This is a genomic window from Streptomyces sp. Tu6071 (assembly GCF_000213055.1).
In the GTDB taxonomy this organism is placed as follows: Bacteria; Actinomycetota; Actinomycetes; order Streptomycetales; family Streptomycetaceae; genus Streptomyces; species Streptomyces evansiae.
The window spans coordinates 5,895,533-5,912,978 of the sequence record NZ_CM001165.1 but is presented as its reverse complement, the minus strand read 5'-3'; the positions used below and the strand labels follow the sequence as shown (position 1 = coordinate 5,912,978).

The window sequence follows — 17,446 nt, the reverse complement described above, 5'->3', positions numbered from 1 at the left end:
AGAGGAAGAAGACGCTTCCATGGCCTCTCTCCCCGATCCGGACGTCGTCTTCGCCGAGCACCCCGAACTCGGCATCTTCGCCGCCACCGCCAGCACCCCCGACGGGCCCGACCGAGGCGACCACGCTCTCACCGCTCGCGGCTGGATTCACCACGAAGAACTGGACATCTTCACGCTGCCGGGACGACTGGACCGGGCCTCGGCCCTGACCGTCGTCTCGGGCTCCATCCGGGCCCTGCAGAACAAGGGGCGGATCGTCGCAGCCGACCCCGGCCTTGCCCAGGCCGTCTTCCACAGTCGCACCGAGGCCCGCAACGCCGCTCCGCTCGCGTCTCGCGTGGGGCCCCACGCCGCAGTCGCGGCTGTGCAGACCGCTCCCGCCCCACGGCGCAATCCCACACCCGCAGTAGGCGAACCGAACATCAGCATCTCGTCGCCCGCGTCGCCTTCGCCCACCACCCCACCTCATCCTCGTCACCACCGGTAGGAGATCCCTTGTCCGAAGCGCCAGAGTCGTTCATGACGATCCGGCACGCCCTCACCGGCGAGATCACCACGACCAGCTACAACGCCGCCGCCCGGAGGATCCTGCTCGAGTCCGGCTTCGACGAGACGCCCGACTGCGCCTGCGAAGCGACCAAGCCCGGTACGGAGCGGACGCCCGGCCCTGCTCGGCGGCCGGCGAACTGCTCGTCGCCGACCACCCCGTGCATGTGGACCGATCCCTCGGTCATCTGGTGAGCGCCGACGCCACGGCCCGGCCGGGCCGGTCGGCGACGTCGGCACAGTCCTGGCCCGCTTCGAGACCGGCCCGCCTTGCAGCACATCGCCAACTCGGTTCGTGTCCCCATCCGCTGAAGGGTTCCCGCTTTGACCACACCAGGACCGCCCACCAGTCCAGCACGCACGAGGGCTGGCGAACTACGGGCCAAGGTTGCCCGGTTGATGGCCGACCGGCCTGCGGATGCGCTCACCATCGGGGACATGGCCAGGCAACTGGGGCACTCCCACGGCGCCGTCCGCAACGCCGCCCTCACCCTGGTGCGACGCGGCGAGGCCGATCAAGACGGAAACGGGACCGGAACCGGACAGCCCACGTTCCGCGCGAACGCGAAGACTTCCGCAGCGGGTCGAGCCGCTGTGATCAGCCCACCGGGCACCCACTCTCCCCGCGCCCAGGCGGCGACGGCCCGCACGACCATTCCCGCAGCAACCACGCCCAGGCAGACCGGCCCGATCCGTCGCGCGGGGGGCCAGCTCTACCACCCCCGGGAGCTGGCCGATCTGCCCGATGTCGAGGCGCTGAACCGCTTGCGTGACGCCGATGTGCCGGTGCTGCTCTACGGCCCTCCGGGCACCGGTAAGACGTCGTTGGTGGAGGCGGCGTTCCCGGACCTGCTCACCGTTGCCGGCGACGGTGACACCACGGTCGGCGACCTGATCGGCGAGTACACGCAGGACGACGCGGGGGCCTACGTGTTCCAGTACGGCCCGGTGGTCACCGCGATGACCGAGGGCCGCGCCCTGCTGATCGACGACGCCAGCTTGATCTCGCCGAAGGTCTTGGCGGCGCTGTATCCCGCGATGGACGGGCGCAGGCAGATCCAGGTCAAGGCCCACAAGGGCGAGACCATCAAGGCCGAGAGCGGCTTCTACGTGGTCGCGGGCCACAATCCCGGCGTCCACGGGGCAGTGCTGACGGAAGCGCTGTCGAGTCGTTTCAGCGTGCAGATCCAGGTCGGCACGGACTACGACCTCGCCCTGGCGCTGAAAATCGATGCCCGGGTGGTCCGGGTCGCCCGGCACCTCGCCCGCCAGGTCGAACTCGGCGAACTTGGCTGGGCACCGCAGCTTCGCGAGCTGCTCAGCTACCAAAAGACCGAGGCCGTCCTCGGCACCAAGGCCGCGCTCGCAAATCTGATCGGCATCGCTCCGCTGGAGGATCGTGACGCCGTCGCCGAGGCCGTCACCAAGGCCGCCGGGGTCAAGAACGTCGCGCCCCTCACCCTCGGCAAGCAGCTCCCCGCCTCGGCCGCCCGGCAGCCCCCGAGCGCCGGCTCCGCGCACCGGGGACACGCGCGATGAGCGCCCACCACCACGTCCAGCCCTCCGCCACCACGCCGGACGACGAGGCCGACCTCGCCCGCTGGGACGACGACGGCGCCCCGCCCGCACGGCCCCGCTCCTCCCCGGCCGCGTGGCTGCGCGTGGGAGCAGAACTCGGCGACCGCCTCGTCGACCTCGCCGGCCGCCAGGACCTCCTCGTCACCTGCCGGCCCGGCACCCGCAGCGGCGCACCCGCCGCGTTCTTCCCCTCTCTGGCCGAGGTCGAGTTCGACGCCCGGCTGTTCGCCCCGCTCCAGCCCCACGAGATCCATCCACGGATCGTGGGCGATGAGGCGCGGTATCCCGGCGCGTGGGGGGTGTTCGTCCACGAGGCCGCACACGCGGCCCACTCCGTCTGGACGAAGCCTGCCGGAGCGAACCCCCGTGTCGTGGAGGCCGCGCTCCTGCTGGAGGAGAGCCGCGTCGAAGGCGCGCACTTGGTCACGCGGCCCACCGACCGCACGTACCTGCGCACCAGTGCCCGGACCCTCGTCATGCCCGACATCGCCCACCCCACCCTCCAGGGCATCGAGCACGCCGCCACCGTGGCGGCCCTGATCCTCGGCCGCCGCGACGTCGGCATCCTGGACGCGGGCGAGACCCGGGCCGTCGCCGACCTCTGCGAAAAGGTCCTGGGCGCAGACCTGCTGGGCACGCTCACCCGCATCTGGACCGCCGCCCACCAGTGCGCCGACCACGACGCCGCGACCATGCTCGCCCACGCTCAGGAATGGTGCGAGGCTCTGGACGGCGCGGCCCCCGCCCTGCCCGTGCCGGGGAACCTCAGCGATCTGCTGTCCGGTGCCGTGGAGTCCGTCATGGACAGCATGGCCGCGACCGACGCCGCCGACCTCGCGGCACAGGTCGCAGCGGACGTCGCCGTCGCCGCGCGGTCCAAGGCGCAGGCCCAGGACCGCGCCCAGCGGGCCGCCAACCAGCGGCGTAAGGCCGCTACCGCCAAGAGCGTTTTCAATCCCCATGGCACCACTGTCACCCCCGACGGCACACCGGCGCCCCGCGGTAACCCGGTCACCGGCACCCGCAAGCCCACCGCCGCCGAGCAGAGTGCCGCCGCGCGCCTGAGCCGCGCCCTGCGCGCCGCCGCCTACCGCGAGCGCACCGAGGAACGGACCACCAGCCCCACCCCTCCCGGCCGCCTCAACATGGGCCGTGCCCTCGCCCGCGACGCACAGCGCGCGGCCGGGTCGGTCCCCACCGCGGAGCCCTTCACCCACACTCGCCGCCGTAACTCCCCCACCCCACCGCTGCGCGTGGGCATCGCCGTCGATGTCTCCGGTTCGATGAGTGCTGCCTGCGCGCCCGTCGCGTCCGCCGCCTGGATCGTGGCCCGCGCAGCGGCCCTGACCGACCCCGACTCCCTTACCGCCACCATCGCCTACGACATGCACCTGACCGCACTGACCCGGCCCAGCAACCGCGCGCCCGAGCGCGTGACCACGTTCAATGCCAACGGCGGCGCCCACAACCTCGCCGACGCGCTCGACGCACTCGACCACGGCCTCGAACTCAGCCGCCCGGGCGCGGGCCGCCTCCTCGTGATCGTCACCGACGCCCGGTACGGCATCGACGAAACCACCCAGGCCGTCACCCGCGTCAAGCAGCTCACGACCGCCGGCTGCGCCGTACTCCAACTCACCCTCACCTCGGAGTCCCAACACCTCCCGGGGACCACCCTCCTCCACCTGCCCAAGCCCTCCAGCGCGCCCGCCGCCATCGCCAAGGCCGCCACAGACGCCATCCGCAAGACACGCTGAGCCGCCATACAGCCACGCTGATTAGGCCCAAAGGACAGAAAGCAGGAACAACCACGTGGCAATCCCCACGGAATGGACAATCGAGCACGCCTGCGGCCACACGGAAGCACGAGACCTCACTACCCGCCCCGCCGATCGCCGGGCCGGCTTCGCCGAGTGGCTCGGGGCACAACCCTGCACCACCTGCTGGAAAACCGCGCGCGCCGCCGAACGTTCAAAGGAACGCGCGGCCGAAGAGAAGGCCATCGAGGAGTGGGCGAAACTTCACCAGATGCCGTTCTCCATGGCACGGAACGAATGGTCCCGTGGGCTACCCGTTGCCGCCACCAGCTCCTCTCCGACGCGTACACCGCCCTCGTGATGGAGGGAGACACGACGGAGGCCGAGTGGGAGACCGTCGAGGAAGCCGCACGAAGCGTGGACTACGCGGGCTGGTGGCTCGACCAGCGCAAGACCGACCCCTCCGACCTTCCGGAGCTGCTGGAAGCAGCAACGTACGCAATTTGAATTCGGACCTCGAACCACCAACCATAAAGAGCATCGATGGCCGCCGACCGCGGATTCCTTTCACTCAGAGAGGGTCCTCCCGAATAGATCGGTCGATGGCGTCACTACTCAGGAGAACGCACTGGGCAGACGGAGGCTGTGGCCAGCACTGCAGCTTGTAGAACTCTTCTGCTCGAACTTCGACATCCGGCGCGGATCTTCCTTTTGCTGACACGCGAAGGCGATAGGAGCGATCTTTTTCGTTACTCAGCATCGGAAGATCCGAGTGCGGCCCATTTTCCATAGATTCGACAAAAAGCCGAGCTTTTGGAGCGGTGATGCTGATTTCTACGATTTCCTCCCACGCTCCGTCACAGCCCAAGGCAGGCTTTGCCGCGAGTGATTCACATTCTACGTTAACGTGCCCATAATGCAGTCCTGTTGTAATGATTGCCCCGCTCTGCATGGCGGAGGCAAGCCCATTCCCCCAGGCTATCGACTGAATGGGGATCTCGCCGTCGTCGAGAACTCCAAAGATTCCATCGGTGATCAATAGGCGTGTCATGTGATCCTTAACTTTGCACACGTCGGCGGATGAATCACGTGGCCGGGGAAGATGGTTCCCCATTTTCCCCGGCCACGTGATGGCGAATCGCGCGGAACTAACTTGTCACGATGGATCCACGCGGAACGGATCGTGGAGCAGCACTCTTTCGCGGCGGAAGAACTGCGTATTGAGGCCGCCCTGCGCATTATTCTCTTGCGCCTTGATCATGCACGCACTCACGCCGGAAGGGCCGGTTCCGGACGGCACGCCGGCCATGGAGCAGCCGGAGAATGTTCGACGCGTCCCACCAAAGGCCAGACCTTGCTCCGAGAGGGCGATCGGGTACTCGTCGCAGGACTTACCGGTAACACTCGGGGCATCCCCGCATGCCATCTGCCGATTTAGCTCCGACGATGTCCCATTATAGAGGCGAGTCAGGGGGGCGTCGAAAGTCGCTCCAGGGAGACCCGACGCTTGAGCACGAGCCACATGGGAGGCCAGCTCGGGGTAAGTGGCACTCGGATAGTAGAGCGTGGACGCGTACCACGGGACGACGCAGCCAGCGGCCGTTCGCCCCTCAGTTGCGTTGTCACACCGGAATTCATCGAAGCTGAAATGCCCCGTTGTGCTCTCCGCATAACCGGGCGCCGTGAACGTTACGCCCCAGCTGGTGGGGCAATACTCAACATCTCCCGACGTAGTGGCGGTGCTAGCGAAGAATGCCTCCCCTTCGCCCCATGTGTTGAGAGGGGAGACGGCTCCGGTGAAGCTGCTAGGAGCGTCCAAGGGGCACTTGCTGTCAACGCTCTCCGCCACGGCCGTGTATGTCGCGCCGGTTGTGTCGCCCCAACTAGATGTTGCAGAGAGAGTCAGAGCGTGGCCGATCGTGGACAGGCCGGTGTCACCGTACGAATAGCTGATGACGACGATGTTCGCCTCGCCTGTCACTGTCCGTACGCCGTCTACGGTCTTATAGGTCTGAAACCGCGCGTTAGGGGTGCTTTCGCAGACCTTCGTCCGCACACCCCGAACTCCCCCTATGGCGTCTGCACACCATTCAGGATATGCGATTGCCGCCGCATTCGACGGATGACGAGCGAGCATGCCGGAGCTACCCTCGCTAGATATACTCCAGCACGTCCCACGTCCAGCGGGATCGGGTGAGCTGCAGTTTTCGCGGGCCCGGAGACTTTTCGGCCCTGGCTTAGACGCCACCTCATTGGAGCCCGGAGTATTCTCCTGCGACGGCCGTACGCTTTGCCTGTTTCCGTGCCCTCGCACGGAAGCCGACTGAGAACCGGCGCTGGCGTCGGTGGCAGTAGCGACCACCAGAAGCCCTGCCACGAAAAGCAGGAATAGCCGCCACACGCCTTCGGAATTCGTTCTTCGGCTATTAGTCACGAATGCCCTTCTGTCGTTGCCTGCTGACGCCTCCTATGCCATCACCTCGACGACACGTCCCGATAGATGGAAGGGCTTGCATAGCAAATTTCAGGTCAGCAACACCTTCACTTCGCGATCAAGGGAGGCCCAGATGGAGCAAGGTGCTTCACGAGGGTGGGGACGGATACGTACGCCAAGTGACGGCAAAGTTGACTGGAAAGAGTTGCCGCTTTCGAGGAGAAGGGAAGCATTTTCCCTAATGCGAGTCCTCGGGGCTTCTACCAGGTTTCTTCGGCATGGCCAAACCGCGCTTTCTCCGGATCCTCTCCCCCAACGCGGTCTCAGGCACAGGGCCTTCACAGTGCCGCGCGGCGGGAGTTCATGTTGTCGATCACGATCACTCAGCAGCCGACCGGAGCTGTCGTCGCCCTCGGCGGCGACACCCTGGCCCATCAACTGCTGGAGCGCGCGGGGTTCAAGCGCCACTCGGACTGGCACGGCCTTCGGCACCGGCTGGCGGCACAGATGGAGCCGTCCCTCCGGGACTCGACCACCGCCCACGCCGTGGACATGCTTACTACGGCCCGCTACGAGGTCCGCTTCTCTCCCGGCCTCGGCGAGCGTCTCCACCCGCTCGGGGACCGCATCCGGGATCTGTCGGATGCCGTACGGGGCGCCGAAGGCGCCGTCGCCCTCGGCGATCACCTCCGCCAGCTCCTCGACCCCGAACACGGTGCGCTGGTGCGCGTGCAGGAGGCGGTGCAGGCGGCGGCCGAGCAGGTGAAGGATCTTGCCCCCGAGGCGTACGAGTTGCCGGATCGCCTTGAGGGTGCGGCCGATCTCCTCTGGTCCATCGCGGAGGACCTCAAGAGCGTGCCTGCCGAAACCGCCTCCCTCGACCCGGCCCGGGACGTGGCAGTCCGTGCTTCGCAGGTGCAGAACAGCGGACGTGGTGCAGGCGAACCCGCTCTTCCCCCGATCCCGCCTCCTGCGGCTGGACGAGGCGGATGTGTGCGGTGACCGTCGCTCTCACCTCCCTTTCCCGTCCGAGGCTGTACGCGGTGCGGGGGTCGGACGCCCTGGCGAGTGCGCTCATCACGTACGCGATCCCGCTGCTGGTCCTGCTCACGACGGGCTCGCCCGCGCTCACCGGGCTCGTCTTCGCCGTGGAGTGGACGCCCCGGATCGGGGCCTTCGGAATTGCGGGCGGCCTCGCGGACCGGTACGGCCCCGCGCGGATTCTTCGCTGGGGGAATTTGGTGCGGGCCGGTTGCTTGTGCGGCGCTGCGGCCGTCCTCCTCGGTGTGCACGAAGACCGAGGCCGTACGGCGACGGTGCTCGTCCTCGGCGCGCTCAGCGGATTGCTCGCGGAGATCGGGTACGTGGCCTCGGAAGCGCTCGGCGCGGAGGCGGCGCGCCACGCGTCCGTCCCGCACCGGGTGCAGGCGGGTCTCACCGGGATCGACATGGGGGCAGGTCTGGCGGGGCCGGCTCTCGGTGGGCTGCTCCTCCTCGCGGGACCGGTGCCTCTCCTCCTGAGCGTCACCGCTCTTGCACTCGCGACGAGCTGCCTCACGCCGAAGCAGACGGAAGCATTGACCGCGCCTCATCGCGCTGGAGGCGGGCTGCGAAACGGCTGGCGGACCTTGTGCTCGATACCCGCTTTGCTGTGGCTCGTCGGCGGCCTGGCGGCCTCGAATGCCGCGACCGGGCTCGTGCAGGCCGGCGCGCCGATCGTGGTCGTCGAGCGCTTCGACGGGTCGGCCGCGCACCTCGGTCTCGTGTGGACGCTGGCGGCACTCGGCTCGCTCGGCGTCGTCTGGGCTGCTCAGCGGCTCATCACCCGCTGGGGGATATGGCCTGTGGGAGCTGCCTCGGCCGGGCTCTGCACCACCGGCTGCTTCGCCGTCGCCGTGGCCCCGGACTTCGCGTCCTACGCGGGGGCGGTGGCGGTGATGATGGCCGCCGAGGGCGGCCTGACCGTGGTGCTCCGGACCCTTCGCGCTCGGCTCATCCCGGCCTCGGGTTTCGCGTCGACCCTCTCCGCGTCGATCATCTGCGTCCTCGTGCCCCTCCCCGTGGCCGGCCTCGTCGTCGGAGCGGTCCCGTCCTCTCACCTGGGGACCGTGGTGGCCGTCTGCTCTCTCGTCCAGGGCCTCGTGCTCGGGGGCGCGCTGTGGCGGCTACGCACGAGCGACGCCCCTACCACCGCGCTCTGAAATACCCACCCGCAAAAGGAACTTGGAGTATCACCATGCCCTTCTCTTCCTCCGCTCTGCCCGTCCTCGTGATCGTGGGCGGGACGGATGAGACATACCGTGGCTACTGCTGGGAGTCGGCCGCCGCCGAGCATGAACTCGTCGTCATCGACGCCGCGCCTCCTGCCGGGCTGGTCGGCGACCTCGTCGTCGACCACGAGGTCGCCGACCCGCGTGATGCCGACGCCGTGGTCGCCGCCGGTCTGGCCATTGCCGCACGTCATGAGATCGGTGGTGTGCTGACGTGGGACGAATACGCTCTCGTCCCCGCCGCCACCCTCACCCAACGGCTCGGGCTGCGCGGCAACTCCGTCGAGGCGATGCTCGCCTGCCGGGACAAGGGAACCACCCGGCGCCTGTTCGCCGAGGCCGGAGTGCCCTCGGCCCGGTCGGTGCGTGTCCAGTCGGTGCACGAGGCGGCCCAGGCCGCCGCCACCATCGGCTACCCCGTCGTCTTGAAGCCGGCCTCCCACGCCGCGAGCATCGGCGTGATCAAGGCCTCCCGGCCCGAAGCGCTGGCCGAGGCATGGGAGTTCGCGAATGCGGGAGCCGGGGAGCAGGGCCCCGAAGGGCACGGCGTTCTCGTCGAGGAGTACCTGGACGGGCCGGAGATCTCGGTGGAGTGCATGACCTTCGCGGGCGAGACCGTTGCTCTCGCCGTCACTCGCAAGGAGGTCTCGTTCGCGCCCTTCTTCGAAGAGGTCGGCCACACCGTGGAGCGCGACGATTCGCTGCTTCCCCTCGTCTCCCCGGTCGCCCGGCAGGCCCTCGCGGCGCTCGGTGTGACGGACGGGATCTCGCACGTCGAGATGCGCGTCACGAAGAACGGGCCGCGCATCATCGAGGTGAACGCACGTATCGGCGGCGACTGGATCGGACGCCTGGTGTGCCGGGCGACTGGCCTTGACCTCCCGGGCATTGCCGCCTCGGTGGCGGCGGACATGACGCCCGACCTCATGCCGACCCGCCACGGTGCGGCGGCCGTACGCCTCCTCTACCCCAAGACCTCCGGCACCCTCACCGAGCGGCGTTTCAACGCCCTTCCTCCCAGGGGCAGCGGTGCGGGCCGCCTTGGCGAGTGGGGCTGGCTGCGTGACGCCGGAGACCGGGTCGCGCTCCCCCCGAACGGTTCCCTCGACGAGGCGCGCATCGGCTACCTCATCACCTCGGGGCCCACGCTCACCGACGCCGTCACCGCACGGGACGCGGCAGAAGCCGCGCTCGTGCTCCACGTCGAACCCGAGCCTGCGCAGTAGAAGAGCCGGTCCCGCGCGGGCGCCGATCCGGGACCACCCTCAGCCCTCGTACCGGTATGGGACCTCTGATGTGCAGACCGCAGCAGGCAGCACGCCCCCGTCGCCAGCCCACCTGGAGAAACGTTTGCGCACCCCTCGCCCGCCCACCTCCGCCACCGGCACCGACGCAGCTCTTGTCACGCTGCTCGGCGCCGTCGGCGCCGGCCTCACGTACGGCACCTTCGCCTACCTCGTGGGGAACGCCGTCAACCTCGCGCTTGGGCAGCGTGGTTGGTCGCCCTTCGCCCCCGTGGAGGCCGCGCTCCACCCTGACGTCCTCTGGCCGCGGCTGCCTCCGCTCGCGCTCCTGGTCGGCGTCCGGATCGTGCCCGCCGTTCTCACCGTCGCTCTCGCCGGGCTCGCCGCCCTCCTCTGGGCGCGCTTCGCCTCCGGTCGCCGCCAGGGGATGGCCTCGCGCAAGGACGTGGCCGCCCTCACGGGCAAGGCGATCGCGCGGCGGGCGATCGCGCTCCGCCCGAGCCTGAAGGACCGGAGCTGGAAAAGAGGTACCTGCCGCGGACCGGGGCGTCCGTCTCGGTGTCCTGGGCCGCGCCGAGGTGCGCGCGAGCTGGGAGGACGTGATCGTCGCAATCATGGCTCCGCGCTCCGGCAAGACGACGGGCTTGGCGATCCCCGCGATGCTGGATGCCCCCGGGCCGGTGGTCCTCACCTCGAACAAGGCGGGCGGCGATGCCTTCACCACGACGTTCGACGCGCGGGCTGCGGTGGGGACCGTGTGGACGCTCGATCCCCAGCAGATCGCGCACTACCCCCGGCGGATGTGGTGGGACATCCTCGATTCCGCTCATGATCTGGCGGGCGCGAAGCGCTTGGCGGGGCACTTCGTGGCCGCGTCGGTGGACGAGAACAACAGCAACGACTTCTGGTCGACCGCCGCGAGCAACACCTTGGCGGCGCTCTTCCTCGCCGCCGCCTCCGCCGGACGGCCCGTGACCGATGTCCTCGCCTGGCTCGCCTCGCCCTCGGACCGCACCCCCGTCGACCTGCTGGCCGACGCCGGCCACCACGCCGTGGCCGCTCAGCTCCAGGGCACCGTCTCCGGTGCCGTCGAGACCCGGGACGGGATCTACGAGACGTCCCGTCAGTACGCGAGCTGCCTCCTCGAACCGGAGATCGCCGCGTGGGTGACCCGCTCGGCAAAACTGCCCGAGTTCCGGCCGTTCGACTTCGCCCAGTCCCGGGACACCCTCTTCCTGCTCTCCAAGGACGGGGGCGGGAGCGCGGCGGCGATCATCGCCGCCGCCGCCGACTCGGTGATGCGCGCGGCCGTCGCCGTCGCCGAGCGCAGCGGAGGCAGGCTCGACCCGCCCGCCCTGTGCGTACTCGACGAAGCCGCGAACGTCTGCCGCATCAGCGATCTCCCCGATCTCTACTCGCACTTGGGCAGCCGAGGCGTACTCCCCATCACGATCTTGCAGAGCTACAAGCAGGGGAAACGCGTGTGGGGCGACAACGGTATGGACGCCCTCTGGTCGGCCGCGACGATCAAGCTGGTCGGCTCCGGCATCGACGACATCGACTTCGCGGACCAGCTCTCGCGGGCCATCGGCGAGCACGAAGTGCAGACGACCTCCGTCTCGCGCTCCGAGAGCGGCACGTCAACCTCGGTGAGCTTGCGCACCGAGCGCATCCTCCCCCCGGACCAGATCCGCGCCCTCCCCAAGGGCAAGGCGCTGGTTCTGGCCACCGGTACGCGCATCGCGCTCATCGATCTCAAGCCCTGGTACGCGGAGCCCTCGGCCAAGACCCTCGGGCCCGCCTCGGACGCCGCGACCGCATCCATCACTGACCGGGCCCTCGCCAAGCTCACCCAGGACGACTTCGGAGCGTGCTCATGACCACACCACCCCTGAGCTGGCCGGCCCCGCCGAAGTGGAACACGCCCGCATGACGCCGTGGGTCGACCCGCTGCTGCGCGCCGAGCAGGCCCTGCTCGGGGCCGTCCTGCTCTCACCCTCCCAACTCGACCGTCTCTCCTGGCTGCATCCCGACGACTTCCACTCCCCCCACCACACCGCCCTGTTCGCCGCCGCCCAGGCCATGGCCCCCGCGAAGGCAACCGAGGCGCAGGCCGAGCCGGTCACCCTCGCCTGGCCGCAGGCGATCCTCGGCGAGGCTCAGCGGCGCGTGCGCGGGCTCTCGGCTCCGTACCTCCACGACCTGATCGCTTCCTGCCCGTACGTCGACCACGCTCCGGTCTACGGGCGCATGGTCCTCGAAGGCTCGCTCCACCGCTCCGTACTGCGCCACGCCACGGCCACACGACAAGCCGCGCGGGAGGTGCACCGCTCCGGCCTGGACACAGCACTGAGCACTGCTCTTCGTCGCGTGGACGCCCTCGCCGAGCACCTCGACGCCGTGGGACGGCGGTGGGGCGCACCTCCCCGGGCCAGGGGGCACGCGCCGGCCCTCGACGACGCGGTGCACTCGCCGCTCAACCTCCCCGTCGAGCACGAACGTGACCTTCTCGCCGCACTCGAACGGGGAAGGGCCTCTGGGCTGGAGGCGATCTCCTGGCTCGAACCCGGCGACTTCGCCGCGTACGGGGATCTGTTCACCTGCGCACGCGCTCTCGCACACCGTGGAGAGCCCGTCGACACCCTGACGTTGACGTGGGAGGTCCGTCGGCGCGACTTGCTGTCGCCCGAGAACCGCCGCCGCCTCGACGCCGTCAGCCGGGGACCGGCAGCGGGTTCGCTCGACTGGCTAGGCGAGCGCGTTCTCGCCTCCGGCCTGCTCCGGGCCATCGATCTCGCCGCCGACCGCGTGCAGAACATGGCCGGTGATATCCGGTACTCCCCCGCCCGGCTCGTGCACCACGGGCGCTTGGCTCTCGAAACGATCTCCTCTCCCCGCAACCGGCGGGAGCAGGCGCGCACGGGAATGCCTCCCGCCGTCGGCCGGACGCGGGAAGAGCAGATCCGCGAGGCAGCCCAGCCCGGCCTCGCGCGCGCCCGCAGTCGCCCCGCTGCAACGAGCGCCGCAGCCAAGCCCTCCTCACACCCCTCAGCGCGCTCGAAGGAGGGACACGCGCGATGACCTCGCCCCCACGCGAACCGCCCCCACGAGCCTCGACGACTTGCGCGCGCCCGGTCGGCAGCCTCTGCTCCGGCTACGGCGGCCTGGACCTGGCCGTGGAGGACTACTTCCACGGCCAGGTCATCTGGCACGCGGAGACCGATCCCGCTGCCTCACGCGTCCTGGAGCGCCACTGGCCCGCAGTACCCAACCTGGGCGATATCCGCACCGTGCCCTGGGCCGAATTTCCATCCGTATGCGTGCTGACTGCTGGTTTCCCCTGCCAAAGACGTCTCGGTCGCCGGTCCGCGTACCGGTCTTGCCCCGTCCACCCGCTCGGGCCTGTGGCTGCACGTCGCGCGCGCCATCGAGGCCCTCCGCCCCTGCCTGGTGGTGATCGAAAACGTCCGAGGACTCCTCACCTCCCCCGCCGCCCCCTCTCGCGACCTGGAACCCTGCCCGTGGTGCATGGGAGACCAGGCAGATCCTGGTCTGCGGGCACTCGGCGCCGTACTCGGCTCCTTGGCCGACCTCCGGTATGACGCTCGATGGCTCGTGCTACCCGCTTCCGCGATCGGTGCCCCGCACCGACGCGAGCGGGTCTTCCTCGTCGCCCGGCCCAGCCACTCTCTTCAAGACGCCGACGAGCAACCTCGGCTCGAACGGGGGGAGCCAGCACCCCGATCGCCGTCGAGCCGGGGGCCACGGACCGAACCTCCAGGACGAGGTCGAGCACCTTCTCCCGACGCCGAAGGCCAGCGACGGCCCGAAAGGCTCCCCCCGGCAGGCGTATGGACGAGGCGACCCCGCCCTGCCCGGCGCGGTAGCCGCGCTCAGGTCGACGCCGGGCAAACCGAGTTGCCCTCGCAGCACCAGCAACTCGGCTCCGTGCCGCAACCCGGGCCAGAGCGGCAGTGGGGCCCGTACGACGCTGCCATCACCCGGTGGGAGCGATTGACTCGTCCCGCGCCCGCGCCCACCGTCGAGGGCCGCCTGCGGCCCGAGTTCGTGGAGTGGATGCAGGGCCTCCCAGAGGGCTGGGTCACGCACGCACCGGGGCTCGGGCGTCCGGCCTCCCTCACACTGCTGGGCAACGGCGTCGTCCCCCAGCAGGCCCAGGAGGCTCTGCGCCTCCTCGTGCCGGAATTCGCCTGCGCGCACGGCGAGCACGCGGTGCGGTAGCGACCGTCTCTACCTCCTCCCCCACGGCATGGCCAAACCGCGGTTTCTGCGGACCCTGTGCCCACCCGAGCCGTAGGAGGAGATTTTGACAGCGGAGAACGTCGAACCTGATCCGATACCGGACGAGGTGCGTCTGGACGACGACGAGCTGGCGGACGTCCGTTCCGCGCTCCAGCGGAAGATCGAACGGGTCTCGGGTGGCGCCGACGGGGCAGTCCCCGCCCTGGAGCCGCTTGTGGAAGGCGAGGAGGAGGGCGAGTCCTTCTTCATCCTCGCACTCGGGGGCGAGGAGTACGCGCGAGAGCTGGAGGGGCTCACCGCTTGGGTCGAGTACCTCCTGCTTCCCGTGTACGGCAGGGAGATCAGCGCCGCGCGACCGTGGTGCCCCGACTGGCGCGAGCACCCCGAGGCGGTTGCCCGGCTCCACGGGCTGTGGCTGGCCTGGCAGTCGCTCACCGACGTTGAGGCGGGCCTGACGGGGCCGGCCGTCTGGCACCGCGACCACCTTGACCACGTCATGGCGCAACTTCGTTCCTCGGACGGTCCGTTCGCGGCGTGCACCACCAACGCCGCCCGTCCAGCCCACCGTCTCCTTCCGTCCCCGGCCGACCTGGCGGACGCGTGAAGACCGGCTTCTCCTTCGGCCTGGAGGGCCTCGTCCCCGACGAAGGGGCAACGCTTTTCTCCATCAAGGCTCCTCTGGAGACAGACCTCGAACCGCTCACGGAGCACCACGAGAACACCACCGATACCGGCACGACGTCGTGGTACTTGCTCCACGACACCTCAGCCGGGTGGGCCGTCGCCGGCCAACCGCCCCTGCTCTCCGCCCGGGTCGAGCGGGCGCCCGAGGCCGGCCTGTTCCGCATGGAGCACCAGCGGCACACCCTGGCTCCTCTCGCACAGGCATGGCTCATCGAACACGGCTGCCCCGGCGCCGCTGCCGTCCGGCTCGCCGACGGACTGCCCCGGCCAGGCGACCCCTTCACGGTCATCGCCGAGAACCGGCTGCGCCGGAGCCGTCTGCGGATCCTCGACCAATGGCACGGGCAGGATGAGTCCTGGGTCATGGGCATCGACAAGACCGCCCGCGCGCGCCCCCTTCGGGTCTTCCTGGAGACGGCACGAGCCGACACTTACTCCCTCAAGGAGGGCGCGTTCGCGTCCACGACCACCGCACGGGCCTGGCTCCGCGGCGACCGGCGTACCCCTCTCCCGCCCCCGCCTTCGCCGGACCTGCGGGTCCGAGCAGCCCGCAGCCGCTCCTCGTACTCCTCAAGCGTCCCGGCGTACGGCGAGGTTCCCGCGCCGCAAGGCGCGCGCGAGCGTGGGCGGTCGCTGTGACGGCGCGGTACGGATTCGCCGCGCACCCCGACGCGCTGCTCGACTTGCGCAGGCTGCCGGAAGGGATCCGCGATCGCGCCCTTCTGGAATTGCAGCGCTTGGTCCACGGCGAAGGCACAGCCCATCCGCTCCGAGGCGCGCTCGACGGCGCCCACAAGGTCGTCCTCGATCCCGAGGCGCGGTGGCGACTCGTCGTCGAGTACCGGGACACCCGCTACGACCTTCACCACGACCAGGAGGTATTCCTCATCGCGGCGGGTCCCCGCAGGGGCTACACCGTCTACCGCGACGCCCAGCTCCGCCTCGACCGGATCAACGAACGAGACGCCCCCTCCCCGGAGCAGCTCGCCGCGGCGCGGGCTCGCTCTCCCCACGCCCTGCGCGCGCGGACCGGCCGCCAGGCCGCTGCCTCGCCCCGCACCGAGCTGCACCCCTCCGCAGCCCCCGCACGCAACCGCTGAAACGAGAATCCGTGCCCGCACTCTCAACCACCGAGGAACTGGCCGACCTTCTGAACGAGGCAGCCGACCAGGTGGCCGCAAGCCTCACGGCCCCCTACCCGACCCCGCCCACGCGCTCCTACCTCCACCCCGTCCTGGGCCCCCTGGCCGCCGGCCCGCAGGTGGCAGCCCACCTGTCCGAGCAGCTCGACACCCTCATCGACAACCCAGGTCGTACCCTCGCGGACCTCTTCGCCCTGTCCAGCCTCGCCTCGGCCCTCGGCTGGTACACCGAATCCCTCACCACCCTGATTCACGCCGTCGAAACGATCTGCGACAACACCGGTTTGCCCGAGGGCTCCCCCGACTCCCCTCCCCTCCCGGCGTCGACCGCCACCGCGCCCCACACGCTCCCGCTCGCCTCCGTCCGGGCAGCCGCCGCCCTGTGCGACATCGCGCCCGATCGCTACGCCGGTGCACTCGCCTCCGCCCTTGAGGCCGGGGCCCGGCTGGACACCGAGTGCGAAGAGATTGCCGCCGGACTCCGGGAGGACGCCGAGGCACTCCACAGCCCGGAGAACCTCGCGCCCGGCGGCCCCGAATCCCTTCCCCACCTCGTCCGCGCACTGCTTTCCCGAACGGAGACCGTCGCATGAGCCCCCAGCCGACGAAGCAAGCGACCGACGCCGGACAGGCAATCAGCAAGATCGCCCCCCGGTGGACGACCTGGGTTGTGCAGACCCTGGAGCACCACGGCCCCCTCCAGCCGGGCGCCCTGGCAAAGAACCTGCCTTTCGTCCCAAACGGCGTCCTCGCCAAGCGGCTGACACGCATGGCCGCCGACGGACTCATCGAATCCGCGGCGCCGCGCAAGCCCGTGGCCCTCACCCCCCTGGGGGCCAGCCTTCGCGACGTCCACACCGCACTCGGGGACTGGTCGCGCCAGCACGACCTGCTCGCCCCTCCCGCACCGGAAGCCGAGCGCGTCGAGGACGCTCTCCACCACCTCGCGTACAAGCACCTGGCGCCCTTCCTGAACCACCTCACCTCGAACCCGGGTGCGACCATCGCTCAGCTCGCGCACGCACTTGATCTGCCCTACGTGAGCGCCCAGTACGGAGTCGTCCGGCTCTGCGCGAGTGGAATCCTCGTGGAAGACAACGGAGGTCTTCGCGCCCGAGGCAACCTCTTCGTCACCCGTGCCGGGGTGGACGCCCCCGGATTGCTCGACCAGATCGCCTCGTGGAACCGGCCGAAACCTCACGACCGGATGGCAGCGGCCCCGCATCGCCCCCTCTCCCGGAAGGCACCTGCACCCGACGCACCACGACGCGAGAATGCCGTGCGAGTTCCGCCCGCAGTACCGGAGTTCAGCCACGTCGAACATGTCACCCCCTGGTCACTGCCCCGCCCGTCTGCCGGTGCTTCGACACGCCGATGACCGGGCCGCACTCAAGCGTCAGCGCGGCATTGCGCCGCGCGGCCTCTCACCAGTCCCCGGCAGTTGCCCGCCTTGTCTTCGGCCGCTTACGCCCCCAACGACCACTACACCGCGGCAAGCGCCCCGTCCCGCAACGGCATGCTCCGTGAC

Annotated in this window: 15 protein-coding genes and 4 pseudogenes; 18 read left to right on the top strand and 1 reads right to left on the bottom strand. The window is 69.8% G+C overall.

Annotation, left to right across the window (positions count from 1 at the left end; translation table 11 throughout):
- Window positions 1–19: 19 nt before the first annotated feature.
- The 5 genes and pseudogenes from STTU_RS25010 to STTU_RS36255 all read left to right on the top strand — a co-directional run bounded on the left by STTU_RS25010 (window position 20) and on the right by STTU_RS36255 (window position 4,388).
- Complete coding sequence (locus STTU_RS25010; RefSeq protein WP_007827995.1) at window positions 20–487, top strand: hypothetical protein; 468 nt, start codon at window positions 20–22, stop codon at window positions 485–487.
- A 32-nt stretch (window positions 488–519) separates the two neighbouring features.
- Window positions 520–741: a hypothetical protein gene (locus STTU_RS25005; protein WP_007827993.1), complete on the top strand. Its 222-nt coding sequence runs from the start codon at window positions 520–522 to the stop codon at window positions 739–741.
- Between the two features lie 243 nt (window positions 742–984).
- A complete protein-coding gene (locus STTU_RS25000) occupies window positions 985–2,085 on the top strand; it encodes an AAA family ATPase (protein WP_199785044.1) in 1,101 nt (366 codons plus the stop codon).
- The gene (locus tag STTU_RS24995; protein WP_043256293.1) at window positions 2,082–3,881 is read left to right on the top strand and encodes a hypothetical protein; all 1,800 of its coding nucleotides are present in this window, start codon (window positions 2,082–2,084) and stop codon (window positions 3,879–3,881) included. Before STTU_RS25000 ends, STTU_RS24995 begins: the two co-directional genes overlap by 4 nt.
- 55 nt (window positions 3,882–3,936) lie before the next feature.
- A pseudogene (locus STTU_RS36255) lies at window positions 3,937–4,388 on the top strand (hypothetical protein).
- 64 nt (window positions 4,389–4,452) lie between these two features.
- On the opposite strand, the gene STTU_RS34750 reads toward STTU_RS36255, so the two are convergent.
- A complete protein-coding gene (locus STTU_RS34750) occupies window positions 4,453–4,932 on the bottom strand; it encodes a hypothetical protein (RefSeq protein ID WP_158678809.1) in 480 nt (159 codons plus the stop codon).
- Window positions 4,933–6,678: 1,746 nt separating this feature from the next.
- Between STTU_RS34750 and STTU_RS24985 the strand changes: the two genes are divergently transcribed.
- The 13 genes and pseudogenes from STTU_RS24985 (at window position 6,679) to STTU_RS24930 (ending at window position 17,296) form a co-directional block, all read left to right on the top strand.
- Window positions 6,679–7,317, top strand: coding sequence for a hypothetical protein (locus STTU_RS24985; RefSeq protein ID WP_043256291.1), 639 nt, complete (start codon window positions 6,679–6,681; stop codon window positions 7,315–7,317).
- Window positions 7,305–8,516, top strand: a complete 1,212-nt coding sequence (locus tag STTU_RS24980) for an MFS transporter (protein ID WP_199785043.1) — start codon at window positions 7,305–7,307, stop codon at window positions 8,514–8,516. Before STTU_RS24985 ends, STTU_RS24980 begins: the two co-directional genes overlap by 13 nt.
- Before the next feature lie 35 nt (window positions 8,517–8,551).
- Complete coding sequence (locus STTU_RS24975) at window positions 8,552–9,811, top strand: ATP-grasp domain-containing protein (protein ID WP_043256287.1); 1,260 nt, start codon at window positions 8,552–8,554, stop codon at window positions 9,809–9,811.
- Between the two features lie 124 nt (window positions 9,812–9,935).
- Window positions 9,936–11,709, top strand: a pseudogene (locus STTU_RS24970) (type IV secretory system conjugative DNA transfer family protein).
- Between the two features lie 49 nt (window positions 11,710–11,758).
- On the top strand, window positions 11,759–12,910 hold the full coding sequence (locus STTU_RS24965) for a DnaB-like helicase N-terminal domain-containing protein (protein ID WP_043256284.1): 1,152 nt from the start codon (window positions 11,759–11,761) through the stop codon (window positions 12,908–12,910).
- Window positions 12,907–13,116 (top strand): annotated as a pseudogene (locus STTU_RS36250) (hypothetical protein); the annotation flags it as partial. The gene STTU_RS24965 and the pseudogene STTU_RS36250, both read left to right, overlap by 4 nt.
- 40 nt (window positions 13,117–13,156) lie before the next feature.
- Window positions 13,157–13,447 (top strand): annotated as a pseudogene (locus tag STTU_RS36245) (DNA cytosine methyltransferase); the annotation flags it as partial.
- A gap of 396 nt (window positions 13,448–13,843) precedes the next feature.
- Window positions 13,844–14,071 carry a hypothetical protein gene (locus tag STTU_RS35050; protein WP_007827971.1) on the top strand — a complete coding sequence of 76 codons (228 nt, stop codon included), beginning with the start codon at window positions 13,844–13,846 and terminating at the stop codon, window positions 14,069–14,071.
- Window positions 14,072–14,156: 85 nt separating this feature from the next.
- A complete protein-coding gene (locus STTU_RS24950) occupies window positions 14,157–14,696 on the top strand; it encodes a DUF4913 domain-containing protein (protein ID WP_043256282.1) in 540 nt (179 codons plus the stop codon).
- The gene (locus tag STTU_RS24945; protein ID WP_043256280.1) at window positions 14,693–15,415 is read left to right on the top strand and encodes a hypothetical protein; all 723 of its coding nucleotides are present in this window, start codon (window positions 14,693–14,695) and stop codon (window positions 15,413–15,415) included. Before STTU_RS24950 ends, STTU_RS24945 begins: the two co-directional genes overlap by 4 nt.
- Window positions 15,412–15,876: a hypothetical protein gene (locus STTU_RS24940; protein ID WP_043256277.1), complete on the top strand. Its 465-nt coding sequence runs from the start codon at window positions 15,412–15,414 to the stop codon at window positions 15,874–15,876. The genes STTU_RS24945 and STTU_RS24940 overlap by 4 nt, the downstream gene beginning before the upstream one ends.
- An 11-nt stretch (window positions 15,877–15,887) precedes the next feature.
- Window positions 15,888–16,511 carry a hypothetical protein gene (locus STTU_RS24935; protein WP_007827963.1) on the top strand — a complete coding sequence of 208 codons (624 nt, stop codon included), beginning with the start codon at window positions 15,888–15,890 and terminating at the stop codon, window positions 16,509–16,511.
- Window positions 16,508–17,296, top strand: coding sequence for a winged helix-turn-helix transcriptional regulator (locus STTU_RS24930; RefSeq protein WP_043256275.1), 789 nt, complete (start codon window positions 16,508–16,510; stop codon window positions 17,294–17,296). Before STTU_RS24935 ends, STTU_RS24930 begins: the two co-directional genes overlap by 4 nt.
- The last annotated feature ends 150 nt before the right edge of the window (window positions 17,297–17,446 follow it).